We start from the raw sequence: 16,875 nt of genomic DNA, 5'->3' as shown, positions 1-16,875 counted from the left end.
TTTTCAATCTAATAAAAAAATTTTTCGCTACAATGAATTCGGCAATCGCTTCTTGACAATTTCCTGATTCACCGAGATGCCCGGATACGCAGGGAAAAATTCTTCCGCCATTCGGTACCAGGCCAGCGCCCGGCGGGGTTCGGAGTCCATATACAGGTTTCCCAAGTCAAATGCGGCAAGTCCCACGAATTCGCGTGTTTTCAAAGGCTTGAACTCCAGTCCTGTCCACGGGCCGTTCTTGTACTTTTCGCGGTATTCCTCGTCCGTGTACGAATACCCGCGACGGTTCGGCTCCAGGTTTACCGTCTTGCGCGCAAAGCCAAACTCTTCCAGCCCGTTCAATTTCCCGTAACGCAAAAAGACATGACCAGGCAATAGAATCACGTTCAATGGCAGATTCCTGGCCTCGGCGACCATCATGGCAAGCCAGGCAAGGCCCATGCAGCCGGACTTCCGGTTCTTTAAAACTTGCAACGGGAGCACCGCATCCTTCGAAACGGCGGCCTCCCCCGCCCCGGCAAATTCAATATTCCAATAATCCCAAAGGAGTGCCGTCAAGGATTTGAGCGGATCCCTGGACACAGCCACAGCACTGTCATAAAAAGCAAGTCCCGATTTCCAATCCGCAATCGAGTCGACACACCCCGTCGGTTTTTCCTCGAACAGGCAGGCCATCTCGGCATACGTCGGCTCGGCAGTGCGACCGCTCCACAAGGCAGCGGTGAGCGCCGCGGTCAAAAGCAGCACGAGGCACGGCCAGAACAGTTTTTTTAACATCGTTCTGGCGCTCCGGATTACAGCTTGTCCCATTCCATGGGAGACTGCCAGAAGTCCCTGGCCGTCATCATGTAAATGACCAGGCGCTTGCTCTGCATGTCCTTCGTCATCTTCATCATGCGGCTACGCACGCCGGGACCGCCGCCCCAGCTTGTCGCCACCTGCACGTCGAGGCCGACAGCGTAGGCCAGCAGCGAGCCCGGGCCGCCGCTCTTCTGGTCGACGGATTCGAACACGCCGGTGAACGAGTCACCCATCAAGAGAATCGGGGCATTCTTGTCGCCCTTGTAGGCCTTGTCGCCCTTGTAAATCTTCATGCCGGCAAGCGTGTCGGCAGGATACTTCGACTTCTCGGCATCCGGCAGGTGAGCCACCAGGTCACCTTCGCGCAGCACGACCGTATCCTTCATGACAAGGCTTCCCGGGCGGGCACCGGATTCCGCATACCAGGAATACTGCGTCACCCTGGCAGCAAGCAGTTCCATAGCGGCAAGCATTCCGGGCAGCGCCCAGTGCGTGTCGTAGCGCTGGTAACTGTAATGCGGAGGTTCATCACCGGAGCGGGCGGCCTTCAGTGCCGGGTACAAATCCAGCACGTCAATGCCGGCGGCAAGCATCTCACGCATAAACTCACGGCCACTTACGCTCACGCAAAGGTCTTCCGGTGTACCGGCAATCATCTTGTCGGCATAGATTTCTTCTTTCACGGGGACCGGCACCACAAGCAACTGGATGTTGAGGGAATCCAGGTGCTGTTTCAGTTCGATCATGCGCGGCAGCGGATTGTGCAGGCTATCCTGCGCGCTAATCTTGTCAGCAACCAGGTAATTTGCGTTGCGGCGGAACCAGAGCATTCCGTTGTCGGACCAGGCGTTCTGTTCCTTGGGCAACTTGTCGAGCTTGGCCTTCAAAGCCTTCTGGAACTTGGCGGTCTCGGCATTTGCAGGGCAACTGTTTTCCATTGATTCAAGCGTTGCCAACCTCGAAGCAGAGTTCGTATCCAGCGTGCGGTCTACAGGCACGACCTCGCCTGCAGCGAGCAGGGAATCGGCCTTGCGCTGTGCATAGATGTCCTCGTCCGTCATCCTAAACGCAGGCACCTCAAAAGCAACCCACATCGGCTTGCCCATCGGGTTTCCGCGCATCACAGCAAAAGGTCTATTATTCTTGTCAAGCCAGACATCGCCGGGAACATGCGGTTCGAGGTCGGTATTCAAAGTCGGGTACCAGTAAGACGAAAGCGTACGGGCCCAGTTCATGGCATCTTCGGAATTCATCTCGGCAGTCAAATAATAGTTGAGCACCTCGGCCGTTTCGCCACCCGAGACAAGTTTCAGCTTGCCATAAAAAGCCTGGCGCTTGGTCCACGAAGCGGGCCGCACCTCGGCCCACCATTCCACGGCATTGCCCTTCTTCACGCCCCACAAACGGGTGACGCTTTGGAAAGCGCGGAACACTTCGGGCTCGCCCCACTTGACCGCTTCCACGGAGTTCAAGACGCTCGCAAGCGAATCGGTTCCCGTCTGGGCGTACAGAATCTTGGAGAACGGTTCCCAAGCAATCGGAGTAACCCCGGCAACGGCCTGCGGCATATACGCAAGAATCGTATCGAACATTGGGAACGGATAATCGGCAATGTTCGCCCCTTCCATTGAGCCCTTGTAGTTCTCGGGAACTTCGTCCTTACCGGCCAAGCGGATGGGATTGCTCGAATACGCCGCAAAGTCAAGCGCGGCCAGGGTCGGCTTGTTCACGACGCGCACCTGGCGATCCGCATCGACGACCTTTATCTCGAAAACCGACTCCGGAGTCACATCAGCACCGATCGGTCCGAACTCAGAACGAGCAGCCTCGACAGCGGGCGGCACGGAGCCACTCGATGCGCAAGAAATGAAAGTCAACGCAGCGGCGATTCCCACTGCAGAAAATAATAGGGGGAAAGCGTATCTTGTATTCACATTTATAATATATAAAATGACTTAATGACTATTCTTTTTCTCAATAGCGGTAATCACGGAATCCAACTTTATAGAAAGCCGGATTGCCCCTTCACTGCACAAATGGTCATAGTCCGTCGCCATATCATCACCAAAATCATGGTCTCCCATCTGGTTTATATCCCAGAATACAAAGTTGGAGTAGACCCGCGTCAAGTCATCAATCCTTTGAATAACCTTCTTGGCAAGGCTTCTGCGCATGCCGTAACGGCCAAACGCACCAGTTTTCTTGTATGCCGGGCTTTGCGGGAAAATAACTCCGATTACCGTCACGTTCTTATTCGCGGCAACCCGGATAATCGAATCCAACGCGGCCATGCTGTTATCGATCAATTCAGGTGCGTCGTCGTACAATGTAGAGTCCTGCCCGACTTCCGGTTTTTTCCCACCCCATCCATCCGAAGCGCAGCCGTTCGCAATGAAACGCCCCCGGTCAGTGTGGTAAATACGCCGCGCAAGAGTGTCATCATACGGGGCTTGCGAGGTGTACGTATAAAGTTCCCGCGGATTGCTATCCTTCCAATAGTTGTGGTTCTCGTCGTACACATATCCCGGATAACGCTTGTATTCCTTGGCAAAGAAGTTGTCGGCCTTGGAATTATCCATCTTATTCCAGAAATCAATATCTAGCGAAACCACCAGGAATTTCAATTTGTACAGATGGGGATTGACATAGCGCATGTAGTAATCCCTAATCGCGTAGATGGAATTTGGAGTATGCGCCAGGTTCACGGCAAAATAGCCATTGCTCAAAAAGGAAGGCGACACGGAATACAGGGGACGCGACGACCCCATGATTGCAACCTGCACCATGTCACGGAACTTCCAAAGCAGTTCCATCTTGTACCGCAAAGAAATCACGGCATTCGGGTCATCGAGGGAATTCATGTAAATTCCCGCACTGTCAGGATCAAATTCCGTTTTTTTCGTTCTGGAATACGAAGCATTCATCCACAAGCACGGGTGCCACAGTTCAGTGCCGCTAACAAGTTCCGTGAAGCTGCTGTCGGCCATATTCAGCACGACAATTTTTGAATGCATCCCGTTCTTGTTGGCAAGCGTTGCAACCGCAATTTCGCGTCTCCAGTCGTTCGCATAGTTCTGTGCCCACTCGCTATGGTCAAACGTAAAGCCTTCGGGAGCGGCAAACGAATTCACCAGAGTTCCTGCCGTATCCATGACGAGCAAGCGTTCATGCGTGTCATAGTTCTCCCCGACAAAAGCCTCCCCCGTCTTCGATCCGAAATCAAGGAAAAGGACACGACGGATACGTTCCCTCGATAGCGAGACATTGCAAGCTTGCTCGCCGTTGTACCACACCGTATCGCGCCCACCGACCCTCACCCTGAGCAGTTGGGAGCCCGTAACGGCAAATTGGCCATCCTCGGTAATCCCGCCATGATACGCCCCGTCAAAGAGTTTTTCCGGTTTTCCAAAGGTCCCCTTCTTGAACTTCACCTTCCACGTGCTCTTCGAGCGCCATTCCGACTCGTTTTTGTTGTTACCGGAATCCGTCACGTAGACAATTACCGTGTCGCCGTCCGGAGTCACTTGCCAACGGGGGACCGCAGCATTTTTCACATCCAACTTTACCAAACCCGAGCCCTTTGCGTCCAGGTTCCTGACATAAATGCCAGAAGAACCGTCGACACCTTCCAAACCCGTACAGAACGCAACCTTCGAGCCATCCGGCGAGATATCCGGATGATACGCATTCAAGGTATCCTTTATTTCGGTCAAGGCCAACGCGCCGCTCGAATAATCGACAAAGACCAAGTTGCCTGTAATATCATCACGAAATACCAATTTTATCTTGTCCATGCTAACGACATTCCGCAGCGTCGCAAAATTCGCGACAAGGAATGTCTTCGACGCTTCCACCCTTCCGGATGCGTTTAGCCACTCCGGCGAAGGCACCCGACCGCGCGCAAGGCGCATCCCGACATACTCCGCTTTGGTCGAAGACGTCACCGTATACACATCCCCACGAGCATACAGGTTAATATTTTCCGCATAGTTCTTATAGCAGCCCCCCTTGAGAACACGCTCCCCGACACCGTTCCGGTCTGAGGCCCCCATAAAGTCGACTACCGTAGTATCCCAGAACGCTCCCATCCAATCATTCGTCCATTCGACGACATTCCCTGCCATATCGCAGAGGCCCAATTCGTTTTTCTTTTTTTTGCAGACCTCATGGATTTGGTATTTTGAATTAGAGGCATTCCAGGATTCCGACGGATTCCACCCCTGACTTGCGACAAGTACCCACTCCGCCTCGGTAGGCAACCTATAGCCGTTCACTTCCGACCTGAATACAAGCCCTTCCAAGTTAACACAAATTCCGTCGTCGTCATAAATGGCATGCAGGTACGAATAAGCGGAATCCACCCCCATCGCGGCACTCTTGGCATTTGCAAAAAGCACCGCATCAAAATAGGTGATCTCTGTTGCCGGCAGGTTACTCGACTTGCAAGGCACTTGGTTCTTGAGCGCAGATTTTTTCGCCTTGGCAAATTTATTAAACTCTCCGCAAGTGACCTCGTGCTTGCCTATCGAAAAATCGTAGTCAAATTCCACCCTCATTTTCGTCCGCTCGTTCACCTTGACCGCAGAATCTTCCGTGCCGAGCGTCACGTGAGCCCCTTTTGCATGAACGAGGACCATATCTTCGTCAAGAGAATCGCGACCAACGCCGACCGAGGAAAATTCGTCAGGCAAAAGGGAGCTAGCAGAATCGGTGTACAAATCCGAACAAGATGCCAGGAATAGCGCAAGGGCGGCAAAAACGGACAACAAGGCAACGGACCTTAACCAAACCAGCTTTGCAGTCATCGGTTCGAGTAACATCATCGCAAATATAAAAAAATCCACTGAACCGTAGAGAGAGGTTTCGGTTCAGTGGATCAGTCAGAGAAGACACTCGTTTATTTTTTTATACAGCGGACATAGGCCGCATTCGTCCTAAGATCTCCATGCAATAGGGCATCGTCATCTGTAGCAGATACTGCAAAGTAGTACGCGCCCGTTTCACCAAATTCTTCTGTCGTCCAGAATTTTCCACCTTCCGCTTTATTTTCGGGTAGCCAGCCCAAAGCCCTCACACGCTTGGAGCCTCCCGTAATGATACCGATACCGTCTTCGCTCCTGTCGGCAAACGTGCCGTCGGCATTCATGTGCAAGAGAGTATCCGCTTCGCCATAGGTCGGCAGGCGGAAGCCATTCGGACAGGCCTCAGGAGCCATGGCACTGTCCCAATCAAGAGCGGCTCCGCCTGCCCCGAGGTTCTTCATCCAGACCTGCGAACCTACGTTAATCGTTTCCACAGAAATGTCCAGTGCCGGAGAAGGATCCACCCAACTAGTAGTATCCGCACCCTTATTTTGGGAATTAGATGAGCTAGGCATGGCTGTAGCACTGGATGAAGCTGCACCAACTGCGGGCCCTGGGGACATTGCATACGAACTTGAAGATATGTTTCCCTTCGGGAGTTCATTCTCGGATGTCGGTACCGAATCCGTTGAATTTGATTCCGAATACGGAACGAGAACAACCGAATTTGACGGGGCGGACGAAGAAGATGTACCTTCATCTGCATTCGAGGAACTAGAATAAGCGACTACTTGCGCATCGGAGTTATGGACAGAACTGTTCGGAGTTTCTGCAGAAGTATCGGACGAATTAGGCAGACCAGTGGGTAAATTCTCATTAGACGCATTCGTGTCTTCCCACGAACCGCCAGCCAGTTTGTCCGAACAAGCGCACAACATTAAAAGTGTCGTCACACCGACTATTTTCAAAAAGCTTTCCATCATACCGCCTCTCTCTTATTTCGGGTCAATGGGAACAATTGCAAATTCAATCGATAGACCTGGTCCATGCCATCTTCTTCTGTCGCGATGGCAATAATTTTTTGACGGAACGATTCCAACTCCGAAACAACACGCTGGTACGCCCTAGATGTAAGGCCCAAGGTGAGCCCGGAAATGTTGCGTTCCATGGGGGAAACTTCGTCCACGGCATTTTTTGCAAATTCAGCCATCTGCCGATGCATGGCCCTCACCGCTATCGGCATCGCCTCGCCAGAGACTCTCACGCGCTTTTCACTTTGCTCGTAGGAATTTTCCGACGTCTTCTTGAGAAGCCCTTCTTTCACGAGAAAGGCAAGTGAATCCTTCACCTCCGCAGCCGAAATTTTCGGATAGCAAAGGCGGGCCAAATCGCCGGGAGTCGCCCCCGGCATGTGGGCGGCCAATTCACGAAGCACGGGAATTCTCCATGATTCGTAAAAAAGCAAGGGGACGTTGTCCAGTTCGCGCACTTTGTTGGCGCTTGCGACCTTTACCATTTCTTCGTAGGCGCGCATTTTGTCGGCGTCCTTCTTCGCCTGGCAAAACGCCACAAGAGAACGGAAATACACAAGATCGTAACCGGCAAGTCCCATGGCCGCGGCCACGCGTTCCACCCCAATCTGACTCAGGTTGCTCTTTCCCTCGCAAACCAGTTTGATATAGATGGGCGACGAAAAGCCTGCCAAACGAGAAAACTCACGCCAAGAAAACGCCGAGCAGCGCTTACGCTGGTCGTAGAAATCCTGCATATAGGTGCGGTAATTCTCGTATTCGATTATGGACTTCATAACATGGATGAATATATATTTTTTCAAAGCAAAGTCAATAGGTGATGATACGATTATTTAATTTTTATTAAAAATTCGCAATTTTCACAACAAAAAATGCGAAATTTTACAATTTCATGATACACTTAAAAGTAAAGCGGTTCCGTCAAGAAGTGCATTTGTAGGCATAAAAGCTCGATTTTTCTAAATTTGCGCTGCAAAGGAACCCCAATTCAAGACTACCCCATGAAACACTTATTCGTCATCGCCACCGCAAGCAGCGGAAAAATCAGGGATTTCGCCCACATTCTGGGCACGGACCACTACGAATTCAAGACATTGAAGGACATCGGATTCGACGAGGAAATCATTGAAAACGGCACTACGTTCGCCGAAAACGCCATTATCAAGTCGAGCACCACGGCCCGCTGGCTTGCCAAGCGCGGCATCGAAGCGACCGTACTCGCCGACGACTCCGGGCTCGAGGTTTTCGCCCTGAACGGCGAACCGGGAATCTACAGCGCCCGCTACAGCGGCGGCCACGGCAACGACGACGAGAACAACAACCTTCTGCTGAAAAAGCTCGAAGGGATTGCCGACCGCAAGGCCCGCTACTTCTGCGCCCTCGCCTACCAGACCATCACCAAGGATGCTAGCGGGAACCTCGCCATCAGTGAACCCATCGTATTCGAGGGTGAATGCCGCGGGCAAATCAACCACGGCCCCGTTGGCGACATGGGATTCGGCTACGATCCACTCTTTGTCCCCGATGGCGAAACACGCACGTTCGCGCAGATGGAACTCGAAGAGAAAAAGCTCATCAGCCACCGCGGCAACGCCATCCGCGCACTGAAAAAGGCTCTCCACAAGTAACACAGGCAAAAGCGCCTACAACGGAACCGCGCCATGCAAGTCCTGTTCGCCCCGCTGCAAGGTTACACTACCGGCATCTACCGCAAGGCCCATGCCGAAATCTTTGGCGGGGTCGACGCCTATTACGCGCCCTTCCTGCGGATAGAAAATGGCCGCCCCCGTGAAAAGGACCTGCGCGACATTGATGACGACCACGATTTAACTGCCGACGCAAGAACCGTACCGCAAATCATCGCGAACAGCGTCAACGAATTCAAGACTCTCGCCGACGCCATCATGCAAAAAGGGTTCACGGAAATTGACTTCAACATGGGATGTCCCTTCCCGATGCAAGTCAGCCGCCACCGCGGAGCTGGCCTGCTGAGCGACACCCAGACCGTCAAAAGCATCATGGACGAAATCGCGCGGTTTACCGCCAAGAATTCCATAAAGTTTTCCGTCAAGATGCGACTCGGGCAGGACTCCCCCGACGAAGCGTTCGCGCTGCTGCCCATTTTGAACGACGCCCCGCTCGCCCACATCACGCTCCACCCAAGGCTCGGCAGGCAGCAATACAAGGGAGCCATCGACTACACCTCCTTCGTGCGATTCTACGACGAATGCCGCCACCCCCTCGTCTACAATGGCGATATCACGAGCGTTAGCCAGATGCGCAAAATGGAAGCGGGCTACCCCAAGCTGGCAGGCATCATGATCGGGCGCGGGATGCTCGCCCGCCCAAGCCTCGCGGCCGAATACAAGTCAACATCCGATGCAAACGCCGTCAGCGGTTCTATCAGCGAAAGCGACTTGTTAAGCAAAATTCTTGAAATGCACAGCAGGCTGTACGAACACGCACGCTGCACCTACCAAGGCGACAGCCAGATTCTCTCGCACATCAAGAGTTTCTGGGAATACCTGGAACCAAGCATTCCCAAGAAGGCCTTCAAGAAAATCAAGAAAGCAGGAAACCTGAGCGAATACGACGCAGCCGTATTGTCGCTCGACATGGAGTAGGCCGATGGAAAGCGTGTACATCGAAATAACGGATTCCTGCAACCTGCGCTGCAGTTTTTGCCCGTGCGGAACACGCACACAAAGCGGCGACACTAGCGAATCCCTGCGCAACTTCATGCCAACTCCGCTTTTCGATGCGTGCATCGCCGGAGCGCAAGAAATTGACGCGAAGAATGTCTTTTTCCATGTCCTCGGCGAACCGACGCTGCATCCCGGTTTCGTACATTACCTCAAGAAACTGGAACAGACGACGCTCAAGCTGACGCTCACCACCAACGGTACCACCATCGAACGCACAGGCCGCAGTATTATTGCCAGCCCAGCGGTGCGGCAGGTCAACTTTTCGACCCACGCTTACGCAGAACTCCCCCGCGAGGCAGCGGAGCGTTACTTGCAGAACGTCCTTGACTTTTGCCAGCTTGCCGCCGTCGAGCGTCCGGACCTCTACATCAATCTGCGCCTGTGGAACGTAGGGGCAACCGAAGCCACGCCCTGGAACCGCTACATGCTCGGCCGCATCCGTGAAACGTTCGGAGTCGAGGTCACGCCGGGGCACTTTTGCAGCCGGCACAAGAGTTTCCCCGTTATCGGAAGACTTTACATCCACGAGGATTCAAGATTCGAGTGGCCGGAAACGAGCAAGGTCACTGAGCCCGCCGAAGTGACCGCCAGCAAATACCCCGCAGGCACATGCCATGCCCTCGAAACACACGCCGCCATTCTCCACGACGGACGGGTTGTCGCCTGCTGCCTCGATCATAGCGGGCAAATCACGCTCGGGAACATCCAAGAACAGAACCTCGCCGAAATTTTCGAAGCACCCCTCGCCCGCGAACTCCGCGAAGGGTTCGCACAAAACGAGCTACGCCACCCATTATGCAAGGCGTGCTCGTATTGCAAAAGATTTTCCCGAAAAAAATCCTAAAGCTGGTCGTCAATCAGCATAAGAATTTTCTGGATTGCAAATTCAGGATTCGACTCAAAATCGCCGCCAGCCGCGCGGACATGGCCCCCGCCGCCAAACGTCTTGGCGATAGCGTTGACATCCACGATGTAATTGCTGCGCAGGCTAACCTTGTACTTGCCATTGGCCGGATAGATGAACACGGCGACTTCCGTGCCGCCCACTTCACGAAGTGTGTCGATGACGTTGCTCAGGTCAACCGGCTGGACATCGAATTTTTCCATATCCTTCTCGGTCACGATGGAATACACCACCTTGCCGTCAAGGCCCATCTTGCAGTTTTCCAAAACAAACCCGGTAATCAGAGTCTGTTTGTAAGTGCGCGTATAATAGGTTTCGTTCACGATTTTTGCAAAATCGACACCCTTGTCAATCAGGTCGCCCACAACGTTCATGGTGCGCTTGCCCGTACACGAATACTTGAACGCACCCGTATCGTGGACAATGCCCAGGTAAAGGCAGCTTGCGGTTTCGGTGCTGATTTTATCCTTGTCCATCAAGAAGTACAGTGTCTCGCATGTTGAACTGGATTGCGCCTCCAAGAAGCACTTTGTACACAAATTCTGCGGATTGCTGACATGATGGTCTATGTTGCATGTAAATTTTGCGCTATTGATACAAGGAACGCCATTTGCACCGACTCGTTCAAAAGAGGGGGCATCCAGAAGGAAGGCGATATCGCAGCCGTCTGCAAAAACATTCTCGGAATATTCAGACAAAACCGCATCGGCACCCTTGAGGATTCCGTAGGTCTCGGGGAACTTTTCCAAAAAGACCTTGACATCGACCTGCGGGAAGTTATCCTTGATATAATTATAAAGAGCAAGAGCAGAACCGACGCAATCCCCATCAGGGCGAACATGCCCAAAAATGGCGGCAGTCTTGACATTCAGCAACATTTCATCGATCATCGTCAACATCCTTTTATAAAAAATCCATTATCAAAGATAAAAAAACGGGCCTGTAAAATGCAGGACAAGACAAAAATCCTTCAATTAACCTATCTTTCTGTAATGCAAATCACAATTCACGATTTCAGTGGCGTCTATTCCGATCAACCCTTCTTGCAGGCATTGAGAGATTCATCACATAATGTAGCCCCGACATCCAAGAATGTCGGCTCCGTCACAGTCGAAGAAAAACAGACACAGGTCATTTGGCTAGACGGCAAACAGATTTCGGGAACAGATTGCTATTGCGACGACGAAGCCGCTGCCGCCCTACGCAAGCAGATTGACGATGCCGGCATCAAAAATGCCGAAGGAATCCATTTTTTTGACAACGGCAACTACCACTACATGAGCAAAATCTGGACCGACATGATGCAGGAGCCGTTCTCGCTTGTGGTATTCGACCACCATCCAGACATGCAACCGCCGCGATTCGGAGACATTCTAAGTTGCGGAGGCTGGGTCAAGAAAGTCCTGGACGAAAACAAGTTCATAGACAACGTTGTCATTATCGGAGTCGCCGACCACCTCGTTGATGAAATCAAGTCCGAGATTGCTTCGCACCCTTCGGGCGCACGCATTGACAAAGTTTCCTTCATCCCCGAAAGCGAGATTATATCTCTCTCGTCTCTCGTCTCTCGTCTCTCGTCTAATCTCTACATCAGCATCGACAAAGACGCCCTCTCCCATGCCGATGCAGCCACCAACTGGGACCAAGGCTCGCTCCGCCTTGAGCACATGAAAGCCATTATTACCGAAATTGCAAAAGACCGCCGAATTATCGGCGTGGATATTTGCGGGGAGCGCGCCCGCGATTTTGCAGGCGACGAACACCACTCCGTCCAAGAAGCCGATGCACTGAACGACCGCACAAACCGCGAACTGGTCGATTTTTTTAGAAATCTTCTAAATTCATCCCGTGGATAGTGATGTCGTCCAAGTACCATTCTATGGTGGATTTCATGCCTTGAAGAATGCCATCGCCATTCTTGAATTCAATCTTATAGACACGGTCCTTGGCCTTGGCCCATTCCCCACCGATGGTTTCCAATCCGGAGTACCTTTCGGGAAGTAAAGCATCCACCCAAACTACATAGCGTGTCCATTCGTCACTCAAACTGAATTCTCCATAGAAGCCAGCTTTCCAACCGGGATCACTAGACTTTGCGGCAAGGGAATCGCTATAGGCTGTAAAAAGCACCAGCCTTATTTTTCCCTGCCCCTTGGCCCAGAAGGAAATAGCTTCCATTTTGGAGAGATCGACATAATCGCCGCCATTACTTAAATTGAGGTTTAAAGCCCAATACGGAGAAACATCTTTGGGTAGGTCGACAACATGTTTCATGTAAAGGCCATCTCCTGTATGTCCATGCGTCGTCTTGAACGAAGCCATCGTCGCCGTTTCGGAGCGGGTTCCGGCTTCGTTGGTCGTCACAACCGTATCGCAAGTTGTTCGGCCCTCGCAGCTATTGTAGAAGCCCCATTTGAAATTCAAATCCAAGTCGCTGGACAACTTGCTTTTCGGGAAATCATCCCCAAAGTCTTCGATGACCGTAATTTTCGAGAGCGCATCCAAGTCAGGGCGATTGGGAGCGACAAACTTATCCTTCGGATTGAACAGCGCACGGAGCTTGTAATCCACCCACTCATCCTTTTCAAAATAATACACATAGTAATCGCCACCAAAATTATGCATCGACGTCGCAAAACCAAAATAGTCTGCAATTTGGGTAATGGAGGTCAACCACTTTTCCACGCTGGCAGTATCCTTGATATAATAGATCGTTCCATATTCACCTAGATACACAGGCATGTTGCCATGAGAGCTAGACCACAGAGCCACTTGTTCAAAGTCTTTATAAATTGCCATTTTTTGGTTATTAGTTCCCTCCCATGTTTCTTTCCCACAAGTATCAGCAGGCGGGGCACCAGACCCACAATTCGATGCAAATTTATACGGATCATAATAATGGAAGCTCGCCATTAAAAGCCCATTCGGGTCATCCAACTGAAGTTCATTCAAATTGTCTTTACTGTAATAATTTCTGCTGCCCACAATAATAACACGAGCCGGATCTATCCCATGAATAATCTGGATAAGGCTATCCACCAAATCATTCCATTGCGTCGCCGTGATATACTCATCCGTAGTGGGTTCATTAGGCAACTCAATAACCAATGAATCCGGAGATATATCTTTCATTTCTTCTGTTATCTGCTGATATATCTTTTTCTCGCAAGGTGAAGCCGTCTTGTAAGTATAACTATTAGAAGCCTTATTATTATCCGTCACCCTTTGGCTCATCAGAAGTTCATGTTCATCGACAACAGCAATCATGCCGTTTGCAATGGTATTATCTACAGCCCACCTAACTTGTTTCATATACTCAGGATTTATCAAACATTCAGCTTTTTTCCCTATAAAATGAGTATCCCATCGTATTTGGAAGCGTATATGATCAAAGCCTTTGTCTGCTAGCATCTTGAAATGCTTCTTTTCCAATCGGTCGTAATTGCTAGTATCTGTATACAAAGGCCAATCACTCATAAAAATATTGTCGTCGAATTCGCTAAAATTTTCTCTTCCTGAAAAGAACGCCGAAGCATTTATCCCCCGTTTCATCCGCTTCACAAGCTTTTTCGCAAGGCCCGGCACCAGCCCGTGGCGGCCATTATTGCCATCGGCACCATCCACGCCGTCCTTGCCGTTCAGAATCACGCCCAGCGTATCCGTGCCGCACACGATTTTGAAGCCCGTGCTGTCGCCGCTTTCAAAAGCGACACCCGTACAAGACACGCCATCTTCACCATCGGAACCATCCTTGCCGTTGGTTCCATTTTTCCCGTTAGTACCGTTTGTACCGTTCTTGCCATCCGCTCCGGCTTTGCCTTCGGAACTGCCGTCCACCGCATTCAAGGTGTACCATTTCTCGGAGTAGCACACAAAAACTTTCTGTTTGTCTTTGGTAATGACGAAAGAACCGTTGATATCCTCGCCGCAATCGGGCAAGTCCTTCTCGGACGAGACCATCGTAATAGGGACCTGTTTGACCTCGGTCACCTGAGTCACCTTGGTCACCTCGTCACCGCAGGCGGAAAGCATGGCCAGCGGAATAGCAATAGATGCAGCAAGGACATGGTTTAAATACTTCATAAAGTTACCTCCCTTTTACTGGAAATTTTGCAGATCCATGCCATAAATAGTGACATCGTCTAGGTACCATTCCACGATGGATTTTTCTTCGCTAACAACATCGACACCTTGCTTTATCACAATCTTATAGACCCTGTCCTTAGCCTTATCCCACTCGCCACCTTTCTTTTCAAGAACGGAATTTTTTTCAGGGATCAATGCATCGGACCAGAGTACGTATTGTGTCCAATCGTCGTTCAAGGCATATTCAACATTGAAACCCGCATTCCAATCAGATCCCTCCGCCGTAGCAATGGAATCGCTGTAAGCAGTTAGCAAGACAACCCTGATTCTCCCTTGCCCCTTGGCATAGAACGACACCGCCTTCATGTCAGAAAAATCAAGGTATGTGGGACTGCGTCCCGTATAGGGAACAAAATTGACTTGCAGCATGAAATAGGGGTTAACCCCTTTCGGGGCATCCGCCACAAACTTCATATAGAGACCATCATCTGTATGGCCGTTCTCCGTCGTAACTGAAGCCAACGTCGTCGATTCGATATTGGTTCCGCTTTCATTAGAAGTTACGACCACTTTGCAATCAGGATCATCTTTACAATTGCTACTAAATTCCCATTTCTCGACATTGCCCAGCTCAGAAGATAACCTGCTTATCGGGAAATCCTCTCCAAAATCTTCCAGAAGAACCGTTTTGGAAACCGTATCCAGGTCGGGCCGGTCAGCAATGACAAACTTGTCCTTTGTATCGAAGAGTGCACGGAGTTTATATGTATCCCATTTATCCTTTTTGATGTGATACAGGTGGGTGTCGCTATCAAAGCTGAATACGGCGGTCGCAAATCCAAAATGATCCGCAATTTGTACAACAGCACCCAACCATTTTTCTGAGCTGGTAGTGTCCCGAACAAATTCCCTAACTCCGAATTCTCCCAAATAGATAGGTATATCGCCATGAGTCTTTGACCATCGAGCGGCCACCTCAAAGTCATTATAGATGGTCATCATCTGGGTCTTCGTTCCTTCCCAAAGTTCTGTACCACAAGTATCGTCCCATACATTTTTTCCGTCCTTAAATTTAAGCGCAGTGTTCGCCCCACAATTCATCGTAAAAGAGTACGGTTCATAATAGTGGAAACTCGCCATCAGAAGTCCATCCGAATTATCGAGATTGAGTTCGCTCAAATAATCCCTGCTATAATAATTTCGGCTTCCGACGATAATCACCCTCGCCGGATCCACCCCGTGAATAATCTGTATCAAGCTGTCTACAAGGTTATTCCATTGTTCAGCCGTGATAAACGCATCTACAGAGGGTTCGTTAGGAAGTTCGACAACGAAAGAGTCTGGCGAAACATCCTTCATTTCTTCGATAATCTGCCTATAGATTGCCTTTTCACAGGGAGCAACCTGCGCATAAGTATAACCGTTCCCCTTAAAGTCGACTCCCGGCTTCATCTCAAAGACTAAATTATGCTCGTCTACCACGGCAATCATCCCGGCTGCATTGGTGTTTTCCACCGCCCAGCGGACCTGCTTCATATATTCCGGGTCAATATTACATTTGCTGGAATCGCCTACAAAATGCACATCCCATTGAACTACAAGTCGAATATGGTCGAAGCCCTTATCCGCAATCATCTTGAAATCGCTTTTCCTTAACTTGTTCCTGATAGAGGACTCGTCATAGCCCCAGTCTGAAACCATTTCTTCATCATTAAAGCCTTTGAAACTCTCGCCAGGGCTGTAGAATGCCATCGAGTTAATGCCACGTTTCATCCGCTTCGCGAGCTTTTTCGCAAGGCCCGGCACCAGCCCGTGGCGGCCATTATTGCCATCGGCACCATCCACGCCGTCCTTGCCGTTCAGAATCACGCCCAGCGTATCCGTGCCGCACACGATTTTGAAGCCCGTGCTGTCGCCGCTTTCAAAAGCGACACCCGTACAAGACACGCCATCTTCACCATCGGAACCATCCTTGCCGTTGGTTCCATTTTTCCCGTTAGTACCGTTTGTACCGTTCTTGCCATCCGCTCCGGCTTTGCCTTCGGAACTGCCGTCCACCGCATTCAAGGTGTACCATTTCTCGGAGTAGCACACAAAAACTTTCTGTTTGTCTTTGGTAATGACGAAAGAACCGTTGATATCCTCGCCGCAATCGGGCAAGTCCTTCTCGGACGAGACCATCGTAATAGGGACCTGTTTGACCTCGGTAACTTGCGTCACCTTGGTAACTTCGTCACCGCAAGCAGTCAGCGCGACAAGAGACAAGGCAAAGAGAAATACTCCAGATGCAGTCAATCTCATTTTATTCTCCACTCTTAAGGGGGTTCTCTTCCAATTATAAAATAAAAACGATTCATTCTCTTACAAAAAACCCCCAAAAAAAGCGTGCACAGTCGCGTTTTACATTTTTTGGAGTGGTTTCACAATATGGAAAACAAAAACTTGTAATGATTCGCCAAAAAAACCAATTTTTAGCCATTTTTCGCCATTTTTCGTGAAATTGGAATTTTGGCACGCCTTTTGCATAATGTGTGGCGTAACAAGAT

12 protein-coding genes are annotated in these 16,875 nt (G+C 50.6%); 4 read left to right on the top strand and 8 right to left on the bottom strand.

Going from position 1 to position 16,875, the window contains the following annotated elements; genetic code table 11:
- Positions 1-27: 27 nt before the first annotated feature.
- The 5 genes from Q0Y46_RS01135 to Q0Y46_RS01115 all read right to left on the bottom strand — a co-directional run bounded on the left by Q0Y46_RS01135 (position 28) and on the right by Q0Y46_RS01115 (position 7,410).
- A complete protein-coding gene (locus Q0Y46_RS01135) occupies positions 28-777 on the bottom strand; it encodes a transglutaminase family protein (RefSeq protein WP_297943893.1) in 750 nt (249 codons plus the stop codon).
- 17 nt (positions 778-794) lie between these two features.
- Entirely contained in the window at positions 795-2,735 is a 1,941-nt protein-coding gene (locus Q0Y46_RS01130; RefSeq protein ID WP_297943889.1) for a hypothetical protein, read from the bottom strand.
- A gap of 21 nt (positions 2,736-2,756) precedes the next feature.
- Positions 2,757-5,624, bottom strand: a complete 2,868-nt coding sequence (locus Q0Y46_RS01125) for a TIGR02171 family protein (protein WP_297943885.1) — start codon at positions 5,622-5,624, stop codon at positions 2,757-2,759.
- A 74-nt stretch (positions 5,625-5,698) separates the two neighbouring features.
- Positions 5,699-6,586 (bottom strand): hypothetical protein, encoded by an 888-nt coding sequence (locus Q0Y46_RS01120; RefSeq protein WP_297943883.1) that lies wholly within the window; start codon positions 6,584-6,586, stop codon positions 5,699-5,701.
- Entirely contained in the window at positions 6,583-7,410 is an 828-nt protein-coding gene (locus tag Q0Y46_RS01115) for a TIGR02147 family protein (protein WP_295682005.1), read from the bottom strand. The genes Q0Y46_RS01120 and Q0Y46_RS01115 overlap by 4 nt, the downstream gene beginning before the upstream one ends.
- Positions 7,411-7,635: 225 nt before the next feature.
- On the opposite strand from Q0Y46_RS01115, the gene rdgB reads away from it, so the two are divergent.
- The 3 genes from rdgB to Q0Y46_RS01100 are packed head-to-tail and all read left to right on the top strand — an operon-like array spanning position 7,636 to position 10,183.
- Entirely contained in the window at positions 7,636-8,262 is a 627-nt protein-coding gene (rdgB, locus tag Q0Y46_RS01110; protein WP_297943879.1) for an RdgB/HAM1 family non-canonical purine NTP pyrophosphatase, read from the top strand.
- A gap of 33 nt (positions 8,263-8,295) precedes the next feature.
- Entirely contained in the window at positions 8,296-9,258 is a 963-nt protein-coding gene (locus tag Q0Y46_RS01105) for a tRNA-dihydrouridine synthase family protein (RefSeq protein ID WP_297943876.1), read from the top strand.
- Positions 9,259-9,262: 4 nt separating this feature from the next.
- On the top strand, positions 9,263-10,183 hold the full coding sequence (locus tag Q0Y46_RS01100) for an SPASM domain-containing protein (RefSeq protein WP_297943873.1): 921 nt from the start codon (positions 9,263-9,265) through the stop codon (positions 10,181-10,183).
- Here Q0Y46_RS01100 and Q0Y46_RS01095 read toward each other — a convergent pair.
- Positions 10,180-11,133, bottom strand: coding sequence for a bifunctional oligoribonuclease/PAP phosphatase NrnA (locus Q0Y46_RS01095; RefSeq protein ID WP_297943870.1), 954 nt, complete (start codon positions 11,131-11,133; stop codon positions 10,180-10,182). The two genes, Q0Y46_RS01100 and Q0Y46_RS01095, sit on opposite strands and share 4 nt — an antisense overlap.
- Positions 11,134-11,235: 102 nt before the next feature.
- On the opposite strand from Q0Y46_RS01095, the gene Q0Y46_RS01090 reads away from it, so the two are divergent.
- Positions 11,236-12,099 (top strand): arginase family protein, encoded by an 864-nt coding sequence (locus Q0Y46_RS01090; RefSeq protein WP_297943867.1) that lies wholly within the window; start codon positions 11,236-11,238, stop codon positions 12,097-12,099.
- On the opposite strand, the gene Q0Y46_RS01085 is transcribed toward Q0Y46_RS01090, so the two are convergent.
- Entirely contained in the window at positions 12,068-14,326 is a 2,259-nt protein-coding gene (locus tag Q0Y46_RS01085) for a cellulase family glycosylhydrolase (protein ID WP_297943864.1), read from the bottom strand. The genes Q0Y46_RS01090 and Q0Y46_RS01085 overlap by 32 nt on opposite strands.
- A gap of 15 nt (positions 14,327-14,341) precedes the next feature.
- The gene (locus Q0Y46_RS01080; RefSeq protein WP_297943861.1) at positions 14,342-16,630 is read right to left on the bottom strand and encodes a cellulase family glycosylhydrolase; all 2,289 of its coding nucleotides are present in this window, start codon (positions 16,628-16,630) and stop codon (positions 14,342-14,344) included.
- Positions 16,631-16,875 lie beyond the last annotated feature (245 nt).

The sequence above is a fragment of the uncultured Fibrobacter sp. genome, assembly GCF_947305105.1.
Lineage (GTDB): Bacteria > Fibrobacterota > Fibrobacteria > Fibrobacterales > Fibrobacteraceae > Fibrobacter.
The sequence above is the reverse complement of the archived record's forward strand: the minus strand, read 5'-3'. Positions and strand labels throughout refer to the sequence as shown.

Bases quoted from the DNA above. Each gene is read 5' to 3' on its own strand.
- Q0Y46_RS01115 (WP_295682005.1), bottom strand. From the start codon at position 7,410: ATGAAGTCCATAATCGAATACGAGAATTACCGCACCTATATGCAGGAT.
- Q0Y46_RS01105 (WP_297943876.1), top strand. From the start codon at position 8,296: ATGCAAGTCCTGTTCGCCCCGCTGCAAGGTTACACTACCGGCATCTAC.
- Q0Y46_RS01125 (WP_297943885.1), bottom strand. From the start codon at position 5,624: ATGATGTTACTCGAACCGATGACTGCAAAGCTGGTTTGGTTAAGGTCC.
- Q0Y46_RS01135 (WP_297943893.1), bottom strand. From the start codon at position 777: ATGTTAAAAAAACTGTTCTGGCCGTGCCTCGTGCTGCTTTTGACCGCG.
- Q0Y46_RS01080 (WP_297943861.1), bottom strand. From the start codon at position 16,630: ATGAGATTGACTGCATCTGGAGTATTTCTCTTTGCCTTGTCTCTTGTC.
- Q0Y46_RS01085 (WP_297943864.1), bottom strand. From the start codon at position 14,326: ATGAAGTATTTAAACCATGTCCTTGCTGCATCTATTGCTATTCCGCTG.
- Q0Y46_RS01095 (WP_297943870.1), bottom strand. From the start codon at position 11,133: ATGATCGATGAAATGTTGCTGAATGTCAAGACTGCCGCCATTTTTGGG.
- Q0Y46_RS01120 (WP_297943883.1), bottom strand. From the start codon at position 6,586: ATGATGGAAAGCTTTTTGAAAATAGTCGGTGTGACGACACTTTTAATG.
- Q0Y46_RS01100 (WP_297943873.1), top strand. From the start codon at position 9,263: ATGGAAAGCGTGTACATCGAAATAACGGATTCCTGCAACCTGCGCTGC.
- rdgB (WP_297943879.1), top strand. From the start codon at position 7,636: ATGAAACACTTATTCGTCATCGCCACCGCAAGCAGCGGAAAAATCAGG.
- Q0Y46_RS01090 (WP_297943867.1), top strand. From the start codon at position 11,236: ATGCAAATCACAATTCACGATTTCAGTGGCGTCTATTCCGATCAACCC.